Annotated in this window: 23 protein-coding genes, 1 tRNA gene and 1 pseudogene; 20 read left to right on the plus strand and 5 right to left on the minus strand. The window is 70.0% G+C overall.

What is annotated here, in order from left to right:
- Position 1 precedes the first annotated feature (1 nt).
- Genes HUG12_RS18980 through HUG12_RS18995 form a run of 4 tightly spaced genes read left to right on the plus strand, consistent with a single transcriptional unit; the run spans position 2 to position 3,644 of the window.
- Positions 2-946, plus strand: coding sequence for a branched-chain amino acid ABC transporter permease (locus HUG12_RS18980; protein ID WP_179270282.1), 945 nt, complete (start codon positions 2-4; stop codon positions 944-946).
- Between the two features lies 1 nt (position 947).
- Entirely contained in the window at positions 948-2,108 is a 1,161-nt protein-coding gene (locus HUG12_RS18985) for a branched-chain amino acid ABC transporter permease (RefSeq protein WP_179270283.1), read from the plus strand.
- On the plus strand, positions 2,101-2,934 hold the full coding sequence (locus HUG12_RS18990) for an ABC transporter ATP-binding protein (protein ID WP_179270284.1): 834 nt from the start codon (positions 2,101-2,103) through the stop codon (positions 2,932-2,934). The genes HUG12_RS18985 and HUG12_RS18990 overlap by 8 nt, the downstream gene beginning before the upstream one ends.
- Positions 2,931-3,644, plus strand: a complete 714-nt coding sequence (locus HUG12_RS18995) for an ABC transporter ATP-binding protein (RefSeq protein ID WP_179270285.1) — start codon at positions 2,931-2,933, stop codon at positions 3,642-3,644. Before HUG12_RS18990 ends, HUG12_RS18995 begins: the two co-directional genes overlap by 4 nt.
- A 14-nt stretch (positions 3,645-3,658) precedes the next feature.
- Here the strand turns inward: HUG12_RS18995 and HUG12_RS19000 are convergent, their stop codons facing one another.
- Positions 3,659-4,111 carry an Ig-like domain-containing protein gene (locus tag HUG12_RS19000; RefSeq protein WP_179270286.1) on the minus strand — a complete coding sequence of 151 codons (453 nt, stop codon included), beginning with the start codon at positions 4,109-4,111 and terminating at the stop codon, positions 3,659-3,661.
- Between the two features lie 75 nt (positions 4,112-4,186).
- On the opposite strand from HUG12_RS19000, the pseudogene HUG12_RS19005 reads away from it, so the two are divergent.
- Both HUG12_RS19005 and HUG12_RS19010 read left to right on the plus strand, forming a co-directional pair.
- Positions 4,187-5,309, plus strand: a pseudogene (locus tag HUG12_RS19005) (ATP-binding protein).
- A 175-nt stretch (positions 5,310-5,484) separates the two neighbouring features.
- Positions 5,485-5,751 carry a hypothetical protein gene (locus HUG12_RS19010; protein ID WP_179270287.1) on the plus strand — a complete coding sequence of 89 codons (267 nt, stop codon included), beginning with the start codon at positions 5,485-5,487 and terminating at the stop codon, positions 5,749-5,751.
- Between the two features lie 20 nt (positions 5,752-5,771).
- On the opposite strand, the gene HUG12_RS19015 is transcribed toward HUG12_RS19010, so the two are convergent.
- The 3 genes from HUG12_RS19015 to HUG12_RS19025 form a co-directional block, all read right to left on the minus strand.
- Complete coding sequence (locus HUG12_RS19015) at positions 5,772-6,002, minus strand: hypothetical protein (RefSeq protein WP_179266823.1); 231 nt, start codon at positions 6,000-6,002, stop codon at positions 5,772-5,774.
- A 38-nt stretch (positions 6,003-6,040) separates the two neighbouring features.
- Positions 6,041-7,201, minus strand: coding sequence for a hypothetical protein (locus tag HUG12_RS19020; protein ID WP_179270288.1), 1,161 nt, complete (start codon positions 7,199-7,201; stop codon positions 6,041-6,043).
- A gap of 200 nt (positions 7,202-7,401) precedes the next feature.
- Positions 7,402-7,474, minus strand: a tRNA-Asp gene (locus HUG12_RS19025).
- A gap of 258 nt (positions 7,475-7,732) precedes the next feature.
- On the opposite strand from HUG12_RS19025, the gene HUG12_RS19030 reads away from it, so the two are divergent.
- The 8 genes from HUG12_RS19030 (at position 7,733) to HUG12_RS19065 (ending at position 17,323) form a co-directional block, all read left to right on the plus strand.
- Complete coding sequence (locus tag HUG12_RS19030) at positions 7,733-7,963, plus strand: DNA-directed RNA polymerase subunit H (RefSeq protein WP_179270289.1); 231 nt, start codon at positions 7,733-7,735, stop codon at positions 7,961-7,963.
- Entirely contained in the window at positions 7,960-9,525 is a 1,566-nt protein-coding gene (locus HUG12_RS19035) for a DNA-directed RNA polymerase subunit B'' (protein WP_179270290.1), read from the plus strand. The genes HUG12_RS19030 and HUG12_RS19035 overlap by 4 nt, the downstream gene beginning before the upstream one ends.
- A gap of 5 nt (positions 9,526-9,530) precedes the next feature.
- Positions 9,531-11,357: a DNA-directed RNA polymerase subunit B gene (gene rpoB, locus HUG12_RS19040; protein WP_179270291.1), complete on the plus strand. Its 1,827-nt coding sequence runs from the start codon at positions 9,531-9,533 to the stop codon at positions 11,355-11,357.
- 2 nt (positions 11,358-11,359) lie between these two features.
- Positions 11,360-14,296, plus strand: a complete 2,937-nt coding sequence (locus HUG12_RS19045; protein WP_179270292.1) for a DNA-directed RNA polymerase subunit A' — start codon at positions 11,360-11,362, stop codon at positions 14,294-14,296.
- Positions 14,289-15,527 carry a DNA-directed RNA polymerase subunit A'' gene (gene rpoA2, locus HUG12_RS19050; RefSeq protein WP_179270293.1) on the plus strand — a complete coding sequence of 413 codons (1,239 nt, stop codon included), beginning with the start codon at positions 14,289-14,291 and terminating at the stop codon, positions 15,525-15,527. Before HUG12_RS19045 ends, rpoA2 begins: the two co-directional genes overlap by 8 nt.
- Positions 15,528-15,953, plus strand: a complete 426-nt coding sequence (locus tag HUG12_RS19055; RefSeq protein WP_179270294.1) for a NusA-like transcription termination signal-binding factor — start codon at positions 15,528-15,530, stop codon at positions 15,951-15,953.
- A 60-nt stretch (positions 15,954-16,013) separates the two neighbouring features.
- Positions 16,014-16,928, plus strand: coding sequence for a mechanosensitive ion channel family protein (locus HUG12_RS19060; protein ID WP_179270295.1), 915 nt, complete (start codon positions 16,014-16,016; stop codon positions 16,926-16,928).
- A gap of 131 nt (positions 16,929-17,059) precedes the next feature.
- Positions 17,060-17,323: a hypothetical protein gene (locus HUG12_RS19065; RefSeq protein ID WP_179270296.1), complete on the plus strand. Its 264-nt coding sequence runs from the start codon at positions 17,060-17,062 to the stop codon at positions 17,321-17,323.
- A 13-nt stretch (positions 17,324-17,336) separates the two neighbouring features.
- Here the strand turns inward: HUG12_RS19065 and HUG12_RS19070 are convergent, their stop codons facing one another.
- A complete protein-coding gene (locus HUG12_RS19070) occupies positions 17,337-18,548 on the minus strand; it encodes an outer membrane protein assembly factor BamB family protein (protein ID WP_179270297.1) in 1,212 nt (403 codons plus the stop codon).
- 429 nt (positions 18,549-18,977) lie between these two features.
- Between HUG12_RS19070 and HUG12_RS19075 the strand changes: the two genes are divergently transcribed.
- From HUG12_RS19075 to HUG12_RS19095, 6 genes are all read left to right on the plus strand, one after another.
- Positions 18,978-19,406, plus strand: a complete 429-nt coding sequence (locus tag HUG12_RS19075; RefSeq protein ID WP_179270298.1) for a 30S ribosomal protein S12 — start codon at positions 18,978-18,980, stop codon at positions 19,404-19,406.
- A 2-nt stretch (positions 19,407-19,408) separates the two neighbouring features.
- Positions 19,409-20,023, plus strand: coding sequence for a 30S ribosomal protein S7 (locus tag HUG12_RS19080; protein ID WP_179270299.1), 615 nt, complete (start codon positions 19,409-19,411; stop codon positions 20,021-20,023).
- 395 nt (positions 20,024-20,418) lie between these two features.
- Positions 20,419-21,051 (plus strand): formate/nitrite transporter family protein, encoded by a 633-nt coding sequence (locus HUG12_RS19085; protein WP_218836356.1) that lies wholly within the window; start codon positions 20,419-20,421, stop codon positions 21,049-21,051.
- A gap of 17 nt (positions 21,052-21,068) precedes the next feature.
- Positions 21,069-21,365 carry a formate/nitrite transporter family protein gene (locus HUG12_RS21535; RefSeq protein ID WP_218836357.1) on the plus strand — a complete coding sequence of 99 codons (297 nt, stop codon included), beginning with the start codon at positions 21,069-21,071 and terminating at the stop codon, positions 21,363-21,365.
- A 334-nt stretch (positions 21,366-21,699) separates the two neighbouring features.
- Entirely contained in the window at positions 21,700-22,596 is an 897-nt protein-coding gene (locus HUG12_RS21790) for a hypothetical protein (protein WP_179270300.1), read from the plus strand.
- Positions 22,597-22,601: 5 nt separating this feature from the next.
- Positions 22,602-23,015 carry a VOC family protein gene (locus tag HUG12_RS19095; RefSeq protein WP_179270301.1) on the plus strand — a complete coding sequence of 138 codons (414 nt, stop codon included), beginning with the start codon at positions 22,602-22,604 and terminating at the stop codon, positions 23,013-23,015.
- Positions 23,016-23,065: the final 50 nt, after the last annotated feature.

A 23,065-nucleotide genomic window follows, 5' to 3' on the forward strand; every position in this document is an offset into this window, starting at 1 on the left:
GATGTCGCTCCTCGAGTACCTGGCGAACGGGCTCGTCTTTAGCAGCATCATCGTCCTCGGCAGCATCGGCCTGTCGCTGGTGTACAGCATCGCCGACTTCGCCAACTTCGCGCACGGCGACACGATGACGGTCGGCGCGTACGCGTCGTTCGCCGCCTTCGGCGCCGTGGGGGCGCTCGCCCCGGGGGTTCTGGGGCTGCCCGCCGGCTTCTTCCTCGCGGCACTGGTCGGGGTCGCGACCGCGGCGCTCGTCGCGGTGGTCACCGAGCGGTTCGTCTACCGGCCGCTCGACACGGACTCGATCGGCCTGCTGATCACGTCGATCGGCGTGGCGTTCGTCTACCGGGCGCTCGTCCGCATCCGCTACGGGGCGGACTTCCGTCGGTACGACGTCGAGCCCCTCCGTCCGATCGAGTGGCTCGTCCCGTACGGAGTCCGGGTGACCGAACACGACGTCGCCATCGTGGTCTCCGCGGCCCTCCTCGTCGGCGGCCTGCACGTCCTGCTCCAGTACACCGACCTCGGGCGGAAGATGCGCGCGATGGCGGACAACCCCGACCTCGCGCGGGTCAGCGGGATCCGCACCCGGCGGATCACGCTCGTCACCTGGGTCGTCGGGGCCGGCCTCGCCGGCGCGGGCGGCGCCTTCCTCGGCCTGTACAACCAGCTCTCGCCGCGTATGGGGTTCAACGTGCTGCTGGTCATCTTCGCGGCGGTGATCCTCGGCGGCATCGGCTCGGTCTACGGCGCGATGCTCGGGGGATTCCTCATCGGGATGGTCAACCAGTTCATGCCCGCGCTGTCGGACCTCGGGGCGCTGCTCCCGCTGGTTCCCGACGGCGTCGCCGTCCCGATCGGCATCGAGTACGCCAACGCCGTCGCGTTCCTCATCATGGTGGCCGTGCTGCTCGTCCGACCGCGCGGGATCGCGGGGGAGGCGACCTGACGTGGCCGCGATCGCCGACCCCCGCGGGTACTGGGGGACGCTGACCCGGCCCGAACGGGTGGTCGCCGCCGCGCTGGGCGTCGTAGCCGTCGCGTCGCTCGCCGGCGTGGTCGTCGGCGCGCTCGCTCCCGCCTACTTCCTGTACCTCGTCGGGCTGGGGGGGATGTACGCGCTGTTGTCGTTCGGCCTGAACGCCCAGTGGGGGTTCACCGGCCTGATCAACTTCAGCGTCGCCGCCTTCTTCGGGATCGGCGCGTACGGCGCCGCGCTCGCGACGGGCGACTCCTCGCCGCTGGCCGGCGGTCTGAACCCGATCGTCGGGCTCCTGATCGGGGTCGTCCTCGCGGCCGCCCTCGCGGTGGCGATCGGGATCCCGACGCTCAGGCTCCGGGCCGACTACCTCGCCATCGCCTCGCTCGGCCTCGCGGAGGTCCTCCGCCTCGTGTTCCTCAACGAGCGTCAGTGGACGAACGGGAGCGCCGGCGTCCGGGGGATCCCCCGGTTCTTCGAGGGGTGGCCGGTCGTCGAGACGCTGCCGACGGCGCTCCCGGGGATCCGCATGGAGCTCGTCCCCGGGTCGCCGGTGTTCTTCGAGACGCCGTTCTACCGGGCGCTGCTCAACGTCGTCCTCGTGTTCGCGTTCGTCGCCGGGAGCTTCGCGGTGTTGCGCCGCGTCCACCGCTCGCCCTGGGGGCGGGTGCTCCGGACCATCCGGTCGGACGAGGACCTCGCGGAGGCGCTCGGCAAGGACACGTACGCGTACAAGATGCAGGCGTTCGTCCTCGGCAGCGTCGTCATGGCGCTCGCCGGCGTGTTCTACGCCCACCTCAACCTCTACGTCGAGCCCGGCGCCCTCGACCCCATCACGACGTTCTACGTCTGGGTCGCGGTGATGCTCGGCGGGAGCGGCTCGAACCGCGGTGCGCTCCTCGGCGGGTTCGTCATCGTGGCGATCCGCGAGGGGACGCGGTTCGTCAACGACTTCGCGTGGGTACCGATCGACGGCGGCCCGCTCCGACTCCTGCTCATCGGCCTCCTGATCGTGCTCGTGATGCGGTTCCGACCGGAGGGGATCCTGCCGCCACAGCGCGAACTCATCTGGCCGGGCGCCGTCGACGATCGGCCGGCACGGCGCGACGGCGGGGGTGGGAACGATGCCTGAGCCGAGCGGCGCCCCGCGTGACCGATCCGACCCCGCGCGGCCCGACGGGGGAACGCCGGGTCGCGACGACGTCCTGCGGGTGGAGAACCTCCGCAAGACGTTCGGCGGACTCGTCGCGGCCGACGACGCCACGTTCGGGGTCGAACGGGGGACGATCACCGGCCTCATCGGCCCGAACGGCGCCGGCAAGTCGACGGTGTTCGACCTCGTCTCCGGCTTCCACGAACCGGACGCGGGCCGCGTCGCCGTCGACGGGACGGACGTGACCGGGATGGCCCCCCACGCGATCGCCGAGCGCGGGCTGATACGGACGTTCCAGACGCCCCGAAAGCTCGAGGGGATGACCGTCCGCGAGGCGATGCTCGTCGGGCCGCAGGGCCAGCCCGGCGAGTCCTTCGTGAAGCTGTTCACCTCGCCCGGCGAGGTCGGGGCCCGGGAATCGCGGAACCTCGAACGCGCACGGAAGATCCTGGAGGAGTTCGGGATCGGCCACCTGGCGACCCAGCCCGCGACGGACCTGTCGGGCGGCCAGATGAAGCTCGTCGAACTCGCGCGGGCGATGCTCGCCGAGCCCGAGATCCTGCTGCTCGACGAACCGGTCGCCGGCGTGAACCCGACGCTCACGAAGGACCTGGCCGCCCAGATCCGGCGGCTCCACGGGGCCGGGACCACCTTCCTGATCATCGAGCACGACATGGACTTCATCATGGATTTGGCGGACCCCATCGTCGTGTTAAACCAGGGTCGAGTCCTCACGGAGGGGAGCCCCGACGCGGTCCGCGCGGACGACCGCGTCGTCGACGCGTACCTCGGGGGTGGCGCGTGAGCGACGACGCCGCGCTGGAACTGGTCGACGTCGACGGCGGCTACGGCGAGACGCAGGTGCTCGACGGCTGCTCGCTCCGCCTCGAGGACGGCGAGATCGTCTGTCTCATCGGACCGAACGGCGCCGGCAAGTCCACCGTCCTCAAGACCGCGTTCGGGATGCTCGACCCCTGGTCCGGGCAGGTCCGCTATCGCGGCCGCGAGATCGGCGGGGCGGCCCCGGAGGACGTCGTTCGGATGGGGATCGGCTACGTCCCCCAGACCGAGAACGTGTTCGGCTCGCTCACCGTCGAGGAGAACCTCCGCATGGGCGGGGTCGCCCGCTCGGGGGGGCTCGGGGAGGTGATGGAGGGGCTGTACGACCGGTTCGAGGTCCTCGACGAGAAGCGGGACGCGAAGGCCCGGACGCTCTCCGGGGGCCAGCGGCAGGTGCTCGCGTTCGCGCGCGCGCTGGTGATGGAGCCCGACGTCCTCCTGATCGACGAGCCCTCCGCCGGCCTCGCGCCCAACACCGCCGACGAGGTGTTCGCGGACGTCCGGGCGGTCAACGAGATGGACACGGCCATCCTCATGGTCGAGCAGAACGCGCGGAAGGGGCTCTCCGTCTCCGACCGCGGCTACGTCCTCGACCAGGGGACGGTCCGGTTCGCCGACGACGCCGGGGCGCTCCTGGACGACGACGAGGTGGGGAGACTGTACCTCGGCGGGTAACTTCGGGCACGAACTCACTCGGCGACGACCAGCACCTTCGTGTTCCCCCGATGGTCGGCGTGTGACCCGCCGGCGGGCGGCTTGACGTCGATCTCCAGCGTCCCCTCCGCCTGGTTCGGGCCGAGCGACGGCGACACCGTCACGGTGGCTCGCCCGTCGGCGTCCGTTCGCGCCGTCGCGACGCCGTCGAGGTCCGCGGTGCCTCCCGAGACCACGACCGTCGCGTCCGAGACCGTGCGGCCGTCCGCGTCGACGACGGTCACGGCCAGTTCCCGTTCGCCCGGCGTCGTCACTTCGGGCTCCGGTCGGGCGTCGAGTTCGGTGATCGCGAGCCCCTCGATCCCGGAGACCATGTTCAGCATGACGCTCAGGCTGGCGACGCCCACGACGAGCGCGATGACGAGCCTGACCGGCAACCCCTCGATCGCACGTTCGTCCCGATACAGTTCCGTGAGCCTGTCGAGCATACCCCGGCCTGGTCCCGTCTCCCTACTTGAACTCTCGCGTGAGGGTTCTTGAACGATGACGGGACCACCGCCCCCGTGCACGTCATCGGCCGAACGGGAACGGAGGGGACCGGTGGAGAGGCGCCGTCCGGGGGCGGGGGACCGACCGGCGAACTGGGGCGGTACCTGGCCCGGGACGGGAGCGAGGGCGGGCGCGTCCGGATCGACCTCGATCGCCCGCACGCGGGGGTGGTGGTCGGGAAGCGAGGGACCGGGAAATCGTACACCCTCGGCGTGCTCGTCGAGGAGGTCGCCGACACCCGCGGGCTCGCTCCGGTGGTCGTGGACCCCATGGGCGCGTTCGCCGGGGTGGTCGAGGGCGGCGGGACGGTCCACCGCCGCCCCCGGGTTCGGGCCGACACGCTCCCGCCGTCGACGTGGCCGGGGCTGTTCGGCCTCGACGCCGACGGGGCCGTCGGCGGACTCGTGTGGCGGGCGTTCGTCGACGCCGACACACTGGCGGGTGCACGGGCCAGAGTCCGCGGGGCGGACGCCGACCGCGCGACGCGACGGGCGGCGGGGAACCACCTCGCGCTGGCGGACTCGTGGGGCGTGTTCAGCCCCGACGGCCTCACCGCCCGCCACCTCGCCGAGGGGGAGCCGACGGTCCTCGACTGTGCCGCGCTCCCGGCCCCGGCGATGAACGCCGTCTGTCTCGCGGTCGCCTCGGGGCTGGTACGACGCGCGCGTCCGGGGCGAACTCGACCGGCTGCCGTGGCTGTTCGTGGACGAGGCCCACGCCTGCTTCGACGGGGTCGCGGCGCCGGCGCTCCGGACGGTGCTCACTCGCGGCCGCGCGCCGGGCGTCTCCCTCGTCTGTGCGACCCAGCGTCCGGGGTCGCTCCCCCCGGTCGCGCTCTCGCAGTCGGACCTCCTCGTCGCCCATCGACTCACGACGCGGTCGGACGTCGAGGCGCTCGTCGACTCCCATCCGGCGTTGCTCGCGGGCGACCTGGCCGACCGCCTGCCGACGGGGGTCGGCGAGGCACTGGTCGTCGACGACGCGACGGAGTCGACACACGCCGTCCGGATTCGCGAACGGGAGACCCGACACGACGGGGGCTCACCCCGCGTCTCGTCGGTCGCGGGCGTCGGGCCGGCGACGGGGGGTTCGACCGGGGCCGGCTCCGGCGACCGGCGCGACGTGGACGACGCGTGAGCGGAAACGGGAGCGGCGTACGGACGCACGATACCCCGGACCCGCTCGGCTTCGCCCCGGTGCGGACGCGTTACCGTCCGCCCGACTCCGTCAGATCACCGGACCGAGGCGTCGCCGTTCGCCACGCGAGAATCGGCGGGGTACGCTTATCCCGACGCGCGAACCGACTCCGCCGATGAACGACGACGTGAGCGGATGGCCGAGCGCGCTGCTCGGCGAGGTGTACGCGGAACTGACCGGACGAACCGTCGCCGTGGACGAGACGGAGGCGACGGGCGTCGTCCCCACCATCACCCGCGTCGACGACCGGGGGCGGTACGTCCTCGTGACGGTCCGGGTCCCGCGGTCGACCTCGCGCGTCGAGACGGACTCGCTGACGGTGGACCGCGAGGCGTTGCTCGCGGAGGCGCGCGACCGGGAACGCATCCGCCTCGAGGAGTAGGAGGGCCCGCTCCGGTCGGCTCAGCCGTCGGGGCGGACGGTCCACGGACCGCTCACGAGCAGGTAGCCGACGACGCCGGCGAACACGACGACGTAGTAGAGCCACGTCGGGAGGCCGAACACGCGGAACCCGAACGAGACCACGAGGACCCAGGCGACCACGACGGCGAGGTCTCGCAGGAGAACCCCCAGGCCGGTGCCCTCGAGGGTTGTCGCGAGCCGATCGCGGAGCGGCGAATCGGACTGGAACACGCGTCCGAGTACGACCCGTTCGACGATAAATCCCGGCCTCAAAAGTGGAGGTCGTAGGCGTCGAGGAGGTGGTGGGCGGCGGTCCCCCACACGAAGTCGGCCTCGGACCACCACGAGCGGGCGTTGTTGATGCTCGCCACCAGGAGGCCATCGTCCGGGTTCTCCGGGTCCGCGTGGAAGGCCGCCGACCCGCTGTCGCCGTCGACGATGCCGTGCTCGTCGCCCCACTTGAGCTGGCCGGGCTTGCAGACCTCACCCGTGTAGCAGGTCAGGCCGTCGATGCCCTGGATCTCCCCCGAGGTCGTGTCCGAGAGCGCACCGACCTTGGTGAGCGGCTTCCCACGCGCCATCAGGTCGGCCAGACCGATCTTCGTGAACTGGCCGAGGACCCGCGAGGGCGACGCCCGTTCGATCGCCGACGCCGGGCGGTACTCCTCGACCGGACTGACCCGGACGACGTCCGCGGTGGGGTACCCCCGGTCGACCGTCCCGACCCGGCGTTCCTCCCCGTCGTGGCGGACCGAGAGCGGGTCGCCCCGGTGTTCGGTCTCCTTGGTCCCGGACGCGCCGAACACGTGGTTCGACGTGGCGAAGTACCGCGATCCGTCCCCGTCGTAGAGGGCCGGCGTCAGCGTCCCGAACGAGTCCTCGCTGAGACAGACGACGCCGCCGGGGACGTCGCCGTCGTCCAGTTCCGACACCTGATACGCGTCCGAGAGGTCCGTTTCACCCCCGGGTTTCGGGGGGATGGGGTCGACGACGTTCAGGTCGAGGCGGACGTCGCCGGTCAGGTCCTCGAGCGTCTCCAGGACGCTCTCGTCGGTCGAGTCGACCGAGATCGTCGCCGCCGAATCCGCGAACGTCCCGGGGACGACGAACGACCCGACGAGCGGCGCGAGGCCCGCCGCGAGCACCCTCTCCTGTACCTCGAACGCGAGCTGGAGGCTCTCGTACCACTCGATCGGCACCTCCTTGGTCCGCGGTTCGAGCGCGTCGGCGTCCGGCTCCGGCCTGGCCAGCGCGTACGTGATGGTCTCGGTCTCCCCGGACGAGACGTACTCGGCGCCGAACCCCAAGACGAGGGCCGCGCTCGTCCCGAGGGCCGTCCCCGCCCTGAGCAGTTCTCGTCGCCGCGCGTGGGTCACTTCGTCGTCGGTACCTTCTGAGTCGCCGGCGTCAGGGCGCTCTTCGGTCGTCACTCGGTTAATCATTGGACGCCGGGGTTAATTTGCTTATCCCGACGTTCGCAGGGCGAGCGGCCGGGAATCGAACCTGTTCGAGCGGAAACCGGTTCGGGGGCCGACGGGTCGTCCGGCGCCGGCCCGGGCGAACCCCGGCACTGGTCGTTCGCGTCGCCGACCGATCGACTCGTCGCTCGCCGGTCGATCGTAACAGAAAGCGCCCGGAGCGGGATTTGAACCCGCGTCACGACCGTGACAGGGTCGTATGATGGGCCACTACACCATCCGGGCTTGCTGCAATCCTGAGTATCGGAGGTACGTAATTAAGGCTTGTTATCCATCGTCGCCGTGTCCCCCGATACCGTGCGTCGCAACCTTCAAGGACGACGCCCCCGTTGGCCGATCCGTGTACCTGCGGTCCGACTAGCGTTGCGTCCCGAGCGAACTTGACAAGCGTTAAATGTCTGAGCCGTATATACCGCCGTAGTATCTCGTGACAACTTCTCCCCAGCGGCACAGGCCGACGCCCAACGCGAGCACCACCGAGACATGGTAAACGTAAGTGAACACGACCTGGTTCCGGACCACAGCGTCCTCGACGACCCCGAGCGCGTCGAGGAGGTCCTCGAGGAGTACAACGTCAAGAAAACCGACCTGCCCAAGATCACGCGGACGGACCCGGCGCTGCCCGACGAGGCCGAGATCGGGGACGTCGTCCGCATCGAACGGGACTCCCGCACCACCGATCACGCCGTCATTTACCGGCTGGTGGTAGAGTGAACCGAGCGACCAGACGGGAGGTCTCCCGGGAGTACTTCTCCCAGGAGCGGCTGGCGGCCCACCACTTCCGGTCGTTCAACAACTTCCTCTCGCGTGGCATGCAGCGCGTCGTCGACGAGAAGGAGACCATCGACACGGACATCGGCGACAAGGAGGGCCAGGAGCCGGTGTTCGTCGAACTCGGCGACGTGCGCATCACGACTCCGCGCGTCCGCGAGGCCGACGGCTCCGAGGAGCTGCTCTACCCGCAGGAGGCGCGGCTCCGCAACATCACCTACTCCGCGCCGGTGTTCATGGAGATGAAGATCATCCGCGGGGGCGAGGAGGAGCCCGAGACGGTCGTCGACCAGACCGAGACGAAGGTCGGCCGGATGCCGATCATGGTCGGCTCCGAGCGGTGTAACATCTCGGGCTTCTCCGACGAGGAGCTCGTCGAGATCGGCGAGGACCCCGTCGACCCCGGCGGCTACTTCATCGTCAACGGCTCCGAGCGCGTGCTGATGACCTCGGAGGACCTCGCGCCCAACAAGATCCTCGCCGAGTACGACTCGAAGTACGGCGACGAGATCCAGGTGGCGAAGACGTTCTCCCAGCGTCGCGGCTACCGCGCGCTCGTGCTGTGCGAGCGCAACCGGGAGGGGATCCTCGAGGTGTCGTTCCCCTCCGTGTCGGGGTCGGTGAACTTCGTCACGCTCGTCCGGGCGCTCGGGCTCGAGTCCGACGAGGAGATCGTCCACCGCGTCTCCGACGACCCGGAGATCGTGAAGTACATGCTGGAGAACCTGGAGGAGGCCGAGGTCCAGACCGAGGAGGGGGCGATCGAGACCCTCGGCGAGCGCGTCGCCTCGGGCCAGGGGAAGAACTACCAGCTCAAGCGGGCGAACTACGTCATCGACCGCTACCTCCTCCCGCACCTCCACGAGGAGGGCATCGAGGACGAGGAGACCCGCAGCAACAAGGCGTTCTACCTCTGTCGCATGGCCGAGGCCTGCTTCGAACTCGCGCTCGGCCGCCGCGAGTCCGACGACAAGGACCACTACGCCAACAAGCGCCTCAAGGTCTCGGGCGACCTGATGACGGACCTGTTCCGGACGGCGCTCAACAAGCTGTCGCGGGACGTGAAGTACCAGCTCGAGCGCGCGAACATGCGGAACCGGCAGCTCACCGTCAACACGGTGGTCCGCTCCGACGTGCTCACCGAACGGCTCGAACACCCGATCGCCACGGGGAACTGGGTCGGCGGCCGCTCGGGCGTCTCCCAGCTCGTCGACCGGACGGACTACATGGGCGTGTTGTCGCACCTGCGAAGGCTCCGCTCGCCGCTCAGCCGGTCCCAGCCCCACTTCGAGGCGCGCGACCTGCACGCGACCCAGTGGGGTCGCATCTGCCCGTCGGAGACCCCCGAGGGTCCCAACTGCGGGCTCGTGAAGAACTTCGCGCAGGCGATGGAGCTGTCACAGAACGTCGAGGACGAACAGGGACTGAAACGAGAACTCGCGTCCATGGGCGTCGAGGGGATGCCCGGAATCGAGGGCGTCGACCGCGCGTCCGCGGACGACTGATACACATGGCTCAGGCACGAGAAGCGAAAGTCTACGTCAACGGGAGCCTGGTCGGGACCCACCCCGACCCGAACGAGCTCGCAGCACAGATCCGGGAGGCCCGACGCCGGGGCGACGTCTCCGACATGGTGAACGTGTCGGTTCGCGAACGCACCGGCGAGGTCATCGTGAACGCCGACGCCGGGCGCGCCCGGCGGCCGCTCATCGTCGTCGAGGACGGCGAACCGCTGCTCGACGACGAGCACGTCGAGGCGATGAACGACGGGGAGATCGAGTTCGAGGACCTCGTCGAGTACGGCCTCGTCGAGTTCATCGACGCCGAGGAGGAGGAGAACATCCTCGTCGCGGTCGACGAGGGCGACATCACCGAGAACACGACCCACCTCGAGATCGACCCGCAGCTCATCTTCGGCATCGGCGCGGGCATGATCCCGTACCCCGAACACAACGCCAGCCCGCGCATCACGATGGGCGCCGGGATGATGAAGCAGTCGCTCGGGCTGCCGTCGGCCAACTACCGCATCCGGCCCGACACCCGGCAGCACCTGATGCACTACCCGCAGCTGTCGATGGTGAAGACCCAGACGACCGAGCAGATCGGCTTCGACGAGCGCCCCGCGGCGCAGAACTTCGTCGTCGCCGTCATGTCCTACGAGGGGTTCAACATCGAGGACGCCCTCGTCATGAACAAGGGCTCGGTCGAGCGCGCGATGGCCCGTTCGCACTTCTTCCGGACCTACGAGGGCGAGGAGCGGCGCTACCCCGGCGGCCAGGAGGACCGGTTCGAGATCCCCTCCCAGGACGTGCGCGGCGCCCGCGGCGAGGACGCATACACGCACCTCGACGAGGACGGCCTCGTCAACCCGGAGACGACGGTCGACGAGAACTCGGTCCTGCTCGGGAAGACGAGCCCCCCGCGGTTCCTCGAGGAGCCGGACGACATGGGCGGGCTCTCCCCGCAGAAGCGCCGCGAGACGTCCGTCACGATGCGCTCGGGCGAGGACGGCGTCGTCGACACGGTGACGCTGATGGAGGGCGAGGACGGCTCGAAGCTCTCGAAGGTCTCGGTCCGGGACGAGCGCATCCCCGAACTCGGGGACAAGTTCGCGTCCCGGCACGGCCAGAAGGGCGTCGTGGGCCACCTCGCGCCCCAGGAGGACATGCCGTTCACCGAGGACGGCGTCGTCCCCGACCTGGTGCTCAACCCGCACGCGCTCCCGTCGCGCATGACGGTCGGCCACGTGCTGGAGATGCTCGGCGGCAAGGTCGGCGCGCTGGAGGGCCGGCGCGTCGACGGCACCGCATTCCAGGGCGAGGACGAGGAGTCGCTCCGCGACTCGCTGGAGGAGCACGGCTACAAGTCCTCCGGGAAGGAGGTCATGTACTCGGGCGTCACCGGCGAGAAGATCGAGGCGGAGATCTTCGTCGGCACCATCTTCTACCACAAGCTGTACCACATGGTGTCGAACAAGCTGCACGCCCGCTCGCGCGGGCCGGTGCAGGTGCTCACCCGCCAGCCGACCGAGGGGCGCGCCCGCGAGGGCGGCCTCCGCGTCGGCGAGATGGAGCGTGAGGTGCTCATCGGGCACGGCGCCGCGATGGCGCTGAAGGAGCGCCTGCTCGACGCCTCCGACCGGGAGGAGGTGTACATCTCCGAGGAGACGGGGATGGTCGCGGTCGAGGACCGCGAGCAGCGCCGCATCTACGACCCCATCACGGGCGACGAGGACAACATCCACGAGATCGAGGTCAGCTACGCCTTCAAACTCCTGCTGGACGAGATGAAGGCGCTCGGCATCCGACCGACGCTGGAACTGGAGGACGCAGTATAACAATGGCTGGTCAGACACCCAAGGAGATCGGGGCCATCAAGTTCGGCCTGATGGACCCGGAGACGTACCGCGACATGTCCGCCACGAAGGTGATCACGGCGGACACGTACGACGACGACGGCTACCCCATCGACATGGGGCTCATGGACCCGCGGCTGGGCGTCATCGACCCCGGCCTCGAGTGCCGCACGTGCGGCCAGCACTCCGGGTCGTGTAACGGCCACTTCGGCCACATCGAACTCGCCGCGCCCGTCATCCACGTCGGCTTCACGAAGCTCATCCGGCGGCTGCTCCGGTCGACGTGCCGGGAGTGCGGCCGCCTCGCGCTCACCGACGACGAGAAGGAGGAGTACAGGGAGAACCTCCAGCGGACGAAGGACCTGGGCGGCGACCCGACGGACGTGCTGAAGGCCGCGGTGCGGCAGGCCCGCAAGGCGTCGACGTGCCCGTACTGTAGCGCCCCGCAGGCCGACATCAAACACGAGAAGCCGACCACCTACTACGAGGTCCAGGACGTGCTCTCGGGCGAGTACTCCGAACTCATCGCCCGGGCGATGCAGCCGGACGAGGACGACGAGGAGGACGAGGGGATGGCCCCGCCCGAACTCGCCGAGGAGACGGGCATCGACCTCTCGCGGATCAACGACATCCTCTCGGGCGAGTTCCGCCCGCGCACGGAGGACCGGAAGGCGCTGGAGAAGGCGCTCGACGTCGACCTCACCGTCGAGGACATGAACAAGCTGATGCCCTCGGACATCCGCGACTGGTTCGAGGACATCCCGGACGGGGACCTGGAGGCGCTCGGCATCGACCCCGTCGGGTCGCGGCCCGAGTGGATGATCCTCACGGTGCTCCCGGTCCCGCCGGTGACCGCCCGGCCGTCCATCACGCTCGACAACGGACAGCGCTCCGAGGACGACCTCACCCACAAGCTGGTCGACATCATCCGCATCAACCAGCGGTTCATGGAGAACCGCGAGGCCGGCGCGCCACAGCTCATCATCGAGGACCTGTGGGAGCTGCTCCAGTACCACGTCACGACGTTCGTGGACAACGAGATCTCCGGCACCCCGCCCGCACGCCACCGCTCGGGCCGCCCGCTGAAGACGCTCTCCCAGCGCCTGAAGGGCAAGGAGGGGCGCTTCCGCGGCTCGCTGTCGGGCAAGCGCGTGAACTTCTCCGCCCGGACCGTCATCAGCCCGGACCCGACGCTCTCGCTCAACGAGGTCGGCGTCCCGGAGCGCGTCGCCAGCGAGATGACGCAGGTGATGAACGTCTCCGAGCGGAACGTCGACCGCGCGCGGCGCTACGTCGCCAACGGCCCCGAGGGCCACCCCGGGGCGAACTACGTGAAGCGACCCGACGGTCGCCGCCTGAAGGTGACCGAGAAGAACTGCGAGGAGCTCGCCGAGAAGGTCGAGGCCGGCTGGGAGGTGAACCGCCACCTCGTCGACGGCGACATCGTCGTGTTCAACCGGCAGCCGTCGCTCCACCGGATGTCGATCATGGCCCACGAGGTGGTCGTGATGCCGTACAAGACGTTCCGGCTCAACACCGTCGTCTGTCCGCCGTACAACGCCGACTTCGACGGCGACGAGATGAACATGCACGCGCTCCAGAACGAGGAGGCCCGCGCGGAGGCCCGCGTGCTCATGCGCGTGCAAGAGCAGATCCTCTCGCCGCGCTTCGGCGAGAACATCATCGGGGCGATCCAGGACCACATCTCCGGGACGTACCTCCTCACCCACGAGAACCCCGAGTTCACCGAGACGCAGGCGCTCGACCTGCTTCGGGCCACCTCGGTCGACGAGCTGCCCGACGCGGACGGCGAGAACGACGCCGGGGAACCGATCTGGACCGGCCGAACGGTGTTCTCGGAGCTGCTGCCCGACGACCTGAACCTCGAGTTCACGTCCTCGGCGGGCGACACCGTCCGAATCGAGGACGGCCAGCTCGTCGAGGGGACCATCGACGAGGACGCCGTCGGCGCGTTCGGCGGCGAGGTCGTCGACACGCTCACGAAGATGTACTCCGAGACCCGCGCTCGCGTGTTCATCAACGAGGTCGCCTCGCTCGCGATGCGGGCGATCATGCACTTCGGCTTCTCGCTCGGGATCGACGACGAGTCCATCCCGCCGCAGGCGAACGAGCAGGTGGACGAGGCGATCGACAGCGCCTACGAGCGCGTCCAGGAGCTCATCTCGACGTACGAGACCGGCGACCTCGAGTCGCTGCCGGGCCGCACCGTCGACGAGACGCTGGAGATGAAGATCATGCAGACGCTCGGGAAGGCGCGCGACTCCGCCGGCGAGATCGCGGAGGACCACTTCGCGGACGACAACCCGGCGGTCATCATGGCCCGCTCGGGCGCCCGCGGGTCGATGCTGAACCTCACCCAGATGGCCGGCTGCGTCGGCCAGCAGGCGGTGCGGGGCGAGCGCATCAACCGCGGCTACGAGGACCGCACGCTCGCCCACTACGAGGAGCACGACCTCTCGGCGGACGCCCACGGCTTCGTGGAGAACTCCTACCGCGGCGGGCTCACCCCGCGGGAGTTCTTCTTCCACGCGATGGGCGGCCGCGAGGGGCTGGTCGACACGGCGGTCCGGACCTCCAAGTCCGGCTACCTCCAGCGCCGTCTCATCAACGCGCTCTCGGAACTGGAGGCGCAGTACGACGGCACCGTCCGGGACACCTCGGACAACATCGTCCAGTTCGAGTTCGGCGAGGACGGCACCTCGCCGGTGAAGGTGTCCTCCTCCGAGGAGAACGCCATCGACGTCGAGCGGATCGCCGACCGGGTCGTCGACGCCGAGTTCGACACGGCAGAGCAGAAGGCGCGGTTCCTCGGCCGCGAGGAGCCGCCGACGAACCTCTCGGAGTACGCCGGGCCGGGCCTCGACAAGGCCGGCGGCGTGGGGGTGGAGTCGGATGACTGAGAGCGTCGGCCGGTTCGTTGACGCCCACGACTACGTCACCGAGGACGCCGCGCTGGTCGTCGAGGACACCGAACTCCCCCGGCGGCTGAAGGACCGCGTGTACGACACCATCGACGCCCGCGAGGGCGTCACGACCGAGCAGGCCGACGAGATCGCCCAGGCGGTCGAGTCGCGCTACCTCGACACGCGGGTCGACCCGCTCGACCCCGTGGGGACGGTCTCCGCACAGTCCATCGGCGAGCCGGGGACCCAGATGACGATGAACACGTTCCACTACGCGGGCGTCGCGGAGATGGACGTGACCCAGGGGCTCCCCCGGCTCATCGAGCTGGTGGACGCCCGGAAGACGCCGGACACGCCGATCATGATCGTCCGGCTCGACGAGGAGCACGCGACCGACCGCGAGAAGGCCCACGAGGTCGTCTGGCAGATCGAGTCGACGAAGATCCTCGCGCTCGGGGACGTCTCCACGAACGTCGCGGACATGCTCGTCTCCGTCGACCTCAACGAGGAGACGCTGCTCGAGCGGTGGCCCACCTACGACGACGCGACCGAGGTCGCCGGCGAGGTGGCCGACACCATCGAGGACGCGCTGGGCGTCCAGACCCGCCAGGCCGGCACGGACATCGAGTTCGGCCCGGACGAGCCGAGCTACCGCCGGCTGCTCCAGCTCGTCGAGGAGCTGCGCGACATCGTGTTCAAGGGGATCGAGGAGGTCACCCGCGTCGTCATCCGCAAGGAGGAGTCCGACGACGGCGACGAGGAGTTCGTCCTCTACACCGAGGGGTCGGCGTTCGCCGACGCCCTCGAGATCGAGGGCGTGGACGCCTCCCGGACGACGTGTAACAACATCCACGAGATCTACCGGACGCTCGGCGTCGAGGCCGCCCGCGAGTCCATCATCAACGAGACGATGGAGACGCTCGAGGAGCAGGGGCTCGACGACGTGAACGTCCGGCACCTGATGCTCGTCGCGGACATCATGACCACCCGCGGCACCGTCGAGTCCATCGGCCGGCACGGCATCTCCGGCTCGAAGGAGTCCGTGCTGGCGCGCGCGGCGTTCGAGGTCACTGTGAACCACCTGCTCGACGCGGCCATCATGGGCGAGGAGGACGACCTCGACGGCGTCATCGAGAACGTCATCGTCGGCAAGCCGGTCTCGATCGGCACCGGCGACGTGAACCTGCGGATGGGCTCGACGTCCACCACCCGCTCGGCCGACGACTGAATGCGCGTCGAGCTCTCGGACGAGGCCCGCCGGTACATCGGGACGTTCGACGAGCTGACCGGCGTCGGCCCCCTCGACTGCCTCCTGCAGGACGGGGGCGACCGCGTCGTCTTCCTCCTGCCGGCGGGCGAGATGGCGGAGGCCATCGGCCCGGACGGGCGGACCGTCCGCCGGGTCGAGGAGCGGCTCGACGCCGACGTGGACCTCGTCGAGGACGCCGACACCCCGGAGGCGTTCGTCGCGAACGCGCTCGCCCCGGCGGCGGTCCGCGGCGTCACGGTCTCGACCCAGAACGACACCGTCGCGTACGTCGAGGTTCCCGAACGCGACCGCGGGGTCGCCATCGGATCGAAGGGTCGAACCATCGAGACGGCCCGCACGCTGGCGAAGCGGCACTTCGACGTCGACGACGTACAGCTGGCCTAATCCGTCGCGATCCGGGTAGGCGGCGACTGTTTTTCACGCTACGTGCCGTCTCCCGTAGCGATGGGACCGACCGTCGAGGCGGCCGCCCGACTCCTCCGGACCCTCCCGACGGGGCAGGCGACCGACCCGGTTCCCGAACCGGTCGACGACGCCGCGGTCGCGCTCGCCGAGGCGCTCGCCTCCGCCGGCTGGTTCGTCGTCGTCGCGGCGATCGTCTACGCGGTCGGTCGGTTCCTCGTCGTCCCGGTGGCCGTGCGGGCCGTGCGGGCGCGGAACCGGAACAACCCCACGGTGGTCGACGCGGCCGAGACGTACCTCGACGGCCTGCTGCTCGTCGTGGCCGCGCTCGTCGGCGTCGTCGCCGCGGGCTACGGCGGCGTGCTCTCGGACTCGGCGGTCGTCGTCGCCGCCGCGACGCTCGTGCTCGGCATCGCGGGCCAGGAGCTCATCGGCTCGCTCGTGAGCGGCCTCTTTCTCGTCTCCGACCCGGAGTTCAACGTCGGCGACTGGGTGGAGTGGCCCGACGGCGAGGGCCGCATCGAGCGGGTCGGCTTCCGGGTGACCCGCGTCCGGACGGCGGCGAACGAGGTGGTGACCGTTCCGAACACGGCGCTGACGACCGACGCCCTCACGCGGCCGTACGGGCACGACCGGGTGCGGGTCACCGAGGAGGTGACGGTGGCGTTCGGGGACGTGGACGCGACGCGGCGGGCGCTCGCCGAGGTGGCCGAGCGAGCCGCGGGGGTGCTCGACTCGCCGGCCCCCCGGACGACCGTCTCGGCCGTCGGCGACGACGGCGCGACCGTCGCGGTCGACTTCTGGATCGGGGAGCCGACGTTCACGTCGGTCGCTGACGCCCGGTCGACGGTCCGCGTGCGGGCGATCCGACGGCTCGAAGCCGGGGGCGTCAGACTCGGCCCGCCGGCCGGCCGCGAACTCGAGGGCCGACTGACCGTCGACCGCGGGGACGGCTGACCGTCGATCACGGGGGCGGGACCGTCAGCCGCATGACGGCCGACCGAAGGGACGGCCGCGTTCGGGTTCCCACTTCAACGTTCCCACGGCCACTTATCGGTCGGCGGGACGTACCCCGGAACGGACCGCCAATGACCGCTACCCTCAGCGAGTACGGCATCGAGACGGAGGATCGCGACGAGCTGGTGACCGAACTGCGCGACGTCCACGGCGAACAGGTGGGCGAGAGCGGGAAGTCGCTCGTGTTCGCGCTCGAGGACGGCCACGTGCTCGACGAGTGGGCGAGCGAGCTGAACGTCGACCGCGAGGAACTCGTCGCGCGAATGCGCGAGCTGGCCGACGAGGCGACCGACTACAACTGGGGCACGTACGAGCCGTTCGTCGTCAGGAAGTGACGCCCGGCGTGGGTCAGGCCTCTCCGAGCGCGTACACGTCTCCCGCCTGCGTGGCGACGAAGACGACCCCGTCGACGGCCGCGACCGGGGCGGAGACGCCGGCCAGGACGACGTCGGTGTAGTTCCGCTCCCGCGTCCCGAACGACCACAGTTCGTCGCCGTCGGCCAGTCCGAACGCGTGGACCGCGCGTCTGGCGGCGACGTAGCAGGCGTCCCCGGCGACGAACGGCGCCGTGGGCTCGGCGGCGACGGGCGCTCGCCAGCGCTCCGAGCGGTCCGCCCGCTCCAGCGCGACGAGCGCGCCTTCCACGGGCGCAATGACGGCGTCGTCCGCGACCGCGGGCGACCCCGCGACCGGGCCGCCTGCGTCGGTCGTCCACGACGGCTCGCCCGAGGCCGCGTCGAACGCCGAGAGCGTCCCGGACTCGTCGCCGACGAGGACGTCCGACCCGGCGACGGTCGGGGCGGCGGTCGCCCGTCCGTCCAGGTCCGTCCGCCGGCGCTCCTCCCCGGTTTCGGCGTCGTACGCGACCAGGGCGTTCGTCTCGCCGCCGGCGGCGTGGACGGTCCCGTCGCGGACCGCCGGCGTGGAGGCGTACTCGCCGAGGTCGGCCCGCCAGCGCTCGGCCCCGTCGTGGTCGACCGCCACGACGGTCTCGTTCTCGTACCCGCCCCCGAGGAAGACGCCGCCGTCGGTGACGGTCGGCGACGAGGTGACGTCCAGTTCCGTGGCGGCCCGCCACAGGACCTCGCCGGAGTCGGCGTCCACCGCCGCGAGCCCCCGGTCGACGCCCTCCCCGCCGTTCCAGACCGTGGCGTACACGGTCCCGTCGTGGACCGCGGGCGTCGACTCCCCGTCGTGGCCGACGCGCGTCCGCCAGTTCGGGTCGCCGTCCTCCCGGTCGAGCGAGACGAGGGTTCCGGCGAAGAGGACGAAGACGGCGTCCCCGGTCACGACCGGCTGTCCGGCGTCGTACTTCGCGGGCGTGCGTCGCCAGTACGGTTCGACGTCCGCCGTCGGGCCGGACGGGTCGACCGCGCCGCCGTTGCGGGCGTCGGCCTGGAACTGGCCGACCGTCGATCGGCCGTCTGCAGGGCGGTTCTCGACGGGCGTGCCGGTCGGGGTCGGGGACGCTCCGAACCCGACACAGCCGCTCGCGGCGGCCGCGGTCGGGAGGGCCGCCGCGGACCCGAGGGTTCGGAGGTACCGTCTGCGGGAGACCATACCCGGAGGTTCCGGCCGTCCGGTAAGTGCCTTCTCCTCGTTCGTCGGGGATCTCCGCCGGGTCCATCACCGCGCGGCGGCGTGTGTGGCTGCGAGCCCCGACGTGGCGGCTACTCGCGCCGGCCGGGCCGTTCGTCCACGACGATCCCGATCGCGACCGAAAGAGCTCCCACGGCGGCGAGCGCGGCCGAGAGGTGGCGTTGGTTCACGGGTCGTCCCGGGCGAGGGAACGGGGAAATCGCTTCCGGAACCGCGCCGGAACGACGCCTTCAACGCGCCGCATTCGAGCGGAGCGTCCGTCTCCGCCCGTAACGTCGGGGTCGAAACGGCCTCAGATCGGTCGAGAGGTACCGCTACTCCGTTCTCGTGGCGTCTCGCCGGTCGCGAAAGGGAACCCTTACGTAGCTCGGTCCGGAACCCACGGGCACGATGGCGAACGGCAAATACGCCGCGCGGAAGCTCAAGAAGGACCGCCAGAAGCGACGGTGGTCCGACTCGGAGTACGCGCGACGCGAGCGCGGTCTCGGCGAGAAGTCCGACCCCCTCGAGGGCGCCCCGCAGGGGCGGGGCATCGTCCTCGAGAAGGTGGGGATCGAAGCGAAACAGCCCAACTCGGCGATCCGGAAGTGCGTCCGGGTCCAGCTCATCAAGAACGGGAAGCAGGTCACCGCGTTCTGTCCCGGCGACGGCGCCATCTCGTTCATCGACGAGCACGACGAGGTCACCATCGCCGGCATCGGCGGCGCGAAGGGCCGCGCGATGGGCGACCTCTCGGGCGTGAACTACAAGGTGGAGAAGGTGAACGGCGTCGCGATGCTCGAACTCGTGCGCGGGAACGCCGAGAAGCCGGTGCGCTGACCATGTCGGAGGAGGAAACCCCCGAACCCGAGGCGCCCGCCGACAGCGAGGGCGCCGCCGACAACGCACAGCTGTTCGGCGTCTGGGACGTCTCCGAGATCGAGTACAGCGACCCCTCGACGCGGCCGTACATCAACGTCACCCCCATCGCGCACACGATGGGCCGGCACGCGTCCAAGCAGTTCCGCAAGTCCGAGATCTCGATCGTCGAGCGGCTCATCAACCGCCTGATGCAGAGCGAGGACAACACGGGCAAGAAGCAGCAGGCGACCCGCATCGTCCGGGACGCCTTCGACATCGTCCACGACCGCACCGACGAGAACCCGGTTCAGACCCTCGTGGAGGCCGTCGAGAACGCCGCCCCGCGTGAGGAGACGGTCCGCCTGAAGTACGGCGGCATCTCCGTGCCGAAGGCCGTCGACGTCGCGCCCCAGCGCCGCGTCGACCAGGCGCTGAAGTTCATCGGCGACGGCGTCGAGTCGACGACGTACAAGTCGACGACCACCGCCGCCGAGGCGCTCGCCGACCTGCTGGTCGGCGCCGCCCGCTACGACGTGCAGTCGTACCCCATCTCGCAGAAGGAGGAGCGGGAGCGGGTCGCGGCCGCCGCTCGCTGAGTTCGGTCTCTCCCTTTCGGCTCCGTTGGGACCGCCCCCGGATTCCCGGATCGGTCGCCCGCTACCGCGGGAAACCGGAGGGGGCGACCCGCTGGAACCATCGTCGAACGGTGTGTTCGACGCCCCCGCTTGTGGACATCGACGAGCTACCTCTCGCCCCACCGCTGAACGGCTAACATGCAGGCGAAAACTGCGGCGTTCACCGCTCTCTGGGCCCCAACTTCCGGAATCGGGGACCGTCCGATGGAGGTGGTTCCGAAGAACCGGCGACAACAGCGGAGACTTTTAGATCGGGCTCCGAAACGGGCATGTGACCGTAACCACTCGTCTTAGTTCGCAGTTGTAATGGTGGTACATCCGTCGTGTGACTCACAGCCGATCTCGATCGGAGCCGAATGAGTGGCGAGGACAGCACGGATTCAGAGGAGGTCAGCGTATCGCCGGATCAGGCCGCGTCCGGCGCGCCTGCGTCCGGCAGGGCGGTCCCGAATCGCTTCACGGCCAACGAGATCTTCGAGCGGGTTCTCGCGAGCGCCGCCGAGGAGATCGTAGCCGGTAAACAGCGCCTCTTCTTCAGCGGGATGACCGCCGGATTCGCGATCGTGCTCACGTTTCTCGGACACGCGGTCGGCGCGGGGATCTTCCCCGACGACAGGTTCCTGAGCGCGATCCTCTATCCGATCGGATTCGTCTACATCATCATGGGCCACTACCAGTTGTACACCGAGAACACGCCGCCGCCGGTCGCGCTCGTGCTGGCCCGGCGCGCGAGTTACCCGCTGTTGTTGCGCGTCTGGATCGTCGTGTTGATCGGGAACGTCGTGGGTGCGGGGCTCGGCGCGTTCCTCCTCGCGTACAGCCACGTTCTCTCGCCGGAAGCGATGCAGGCCGGCGTCGAATTCACCACCGCCGGACTCGATCACGGGTGGTGGACGGTGTTCACCAAAGCCCTCTTTGCCGGTTGGCTGGTCGCCGGCGTCGTGGGCTCGACCACGCGGCGCAGGATACGGTTTCTCGGCTGGCCCTGATATACGTCATGTTTCATATGATCGCTGCGGCCGGACTCTACCACGTCATTACGGCCGCGGGAGAGGTGTTCTTCTTCCCGTTCGTCACCGACTCGGGGCCGTCCGCCGTTCTCTACGGGTACTGGCTACCGGTGTTTCTCGGAAACACCATCGGCGGCGTGTTCCTGTTCGCGCTGACGAACTACGCCCAGACCGAGCAGCCACGCTTCCACGACGTTCGGGTGCTAACCGTACACGAACTGCTCTTCAGTTGGCGCGGTGGGCCGGAAATGCTGCCCTCCTCCACGGAGGAACCTGACTCCGGGACCGACTGACTGCCTCCGTTTTCGAACCGAGTCGGCGACGGTGGGAAACGACTCGCGGGAGAGCGGGTTCGATCCCTCTCGTGCTCCTCGAACGGCGTCGTTCGGCGGATCCACGTAGCGCTGTTCACGCCAACTCGGACGTTCGGGACGGGTGGTACCGGTAACGGGACGATCGCGAAAGCCCCTGCCGCTACGCTCCGGAGGCGCGTTCGTCGTCGGGGTCGCGGGACGGGCGGGGATTTCGAGGTGAATCCGTCGTCGGCCGCGGTCGATCCGACTCGAACCCCCGGGGATCGGCGGGAAACCCACAAGACACTTCCCGGCCTCCCGCGAGCACCCGAGCGTGAACCCCCGCGTTCCCCTCCTCCTCGTGGCGCTCGCCCTCCTCGTCGGCCTGGCCGGCTGCTCGGCGGCCGGCTCGATCGACATGACGCCGGCGAGCGACGCGGAACTCGCCGACCACGCCAGCAGGTCGCTCCCGACCAGCGACGACCCGCGGGCGGCGGTGCGGCGCGACCTCGTCCGCGGCGCCGTCCGGAACGGCTCCGCGACTGCGAACGACACCAGGCCGCCCGTCGACCCGGACGGCCTCCCGTTCGCCGTCGACGGCGCGTACCACGACCTCTCCGTCGAGGAGACCGGGAACCACACCGAGACGCGGGTGAGCCTCGAGGTCGACTACAACGGGACGACCGACGGCGAGGCGGTCGCCCACGACGACCTCCCGCCGGCCGACCGGGCGCTGGTCGACGCGGTGCTCCCGCCGCGGGACGGCTACCGGACCGAGGAGTACGACCTCGGGACGGGGACCCTGTACACCGACGAGGAGGCGGCCGAGTCCGTGCTGCTCGGCGGCGGGTACGACGCCGTCGAGTACGACGGCGAGCGCTACCCGATCCGCGTCGAGGACGGCGGGCCCCGGACCGTCACGCGTTACCGATACACCGCGACCGAAGTAGCCCCCAGCGCCGAGGCGTACGGCGGGGACCTGCGCGAGACGAAGGCGTTCACGCTCTCGGGGCTCCCGGACGCCGAGGCGGAGATCGTCGGGGAGGCCGTCGACGGGAGCTACTACGCGGAGTCGGACGACGACGAGGCGTTCGCCTCGCTGCTCGACCGCTTCCGGAGCCACGAGGCCGTGGAGTCCGACGAGTACGCCGGGTCGTGGATCGTCCGCTACGAGGGGGAGATCTACTGGGCACGGCTCCACTACGAGGAGTTCCCGATGGAGCGGAGGTAGGTCCCGTGGGATACGACCACGCCGACCCCGACCGCGCCGGCGGGGTGCACCACGTCGAACTGTACGCGTCCGACCTCGACGCGTCGGTCGACTTCTGGGGCTGGCTGCTCGGCGAACTCGGCTACGGGGTGAAGAACGACTGGGACGGCGGGCGCTCGTGGATACACGGCCCGACGTACGTCGTGCTCGTGGAGGCGAGCGACCCCGAGCACCCGTTCGACCGCGGCGCCGCCGGCCTCAACCACCTCGCGTTCCACGCCGCCTCGCGCGAGCAGGTGGACGACCTCGCGGCGGGCGTCCGCGAGCGCGAGGACGCGAGCGTGCTGTACGAGGACCGCCACCCTTACGCGGGCGGCTACTACGCGCTGTACTGCGAGGACCCCGAGGGGATCAAGGTCGAGGTCGTCGGCCCCGAGTGACCCCGCCCGCGAGGCGGAGCACGGTCCGGGGCCGCGTACGGCCCGGCCCG

This window comes from Halorarum salinum, from assembly GCF_013402875.1.
Taxonomy (GTDB): domain Archaea; phylum Halobacteriota; class Halobacteria; order Halobacteriales; family Haloferacaceae; genus Halorarum; species Halorarum salinum.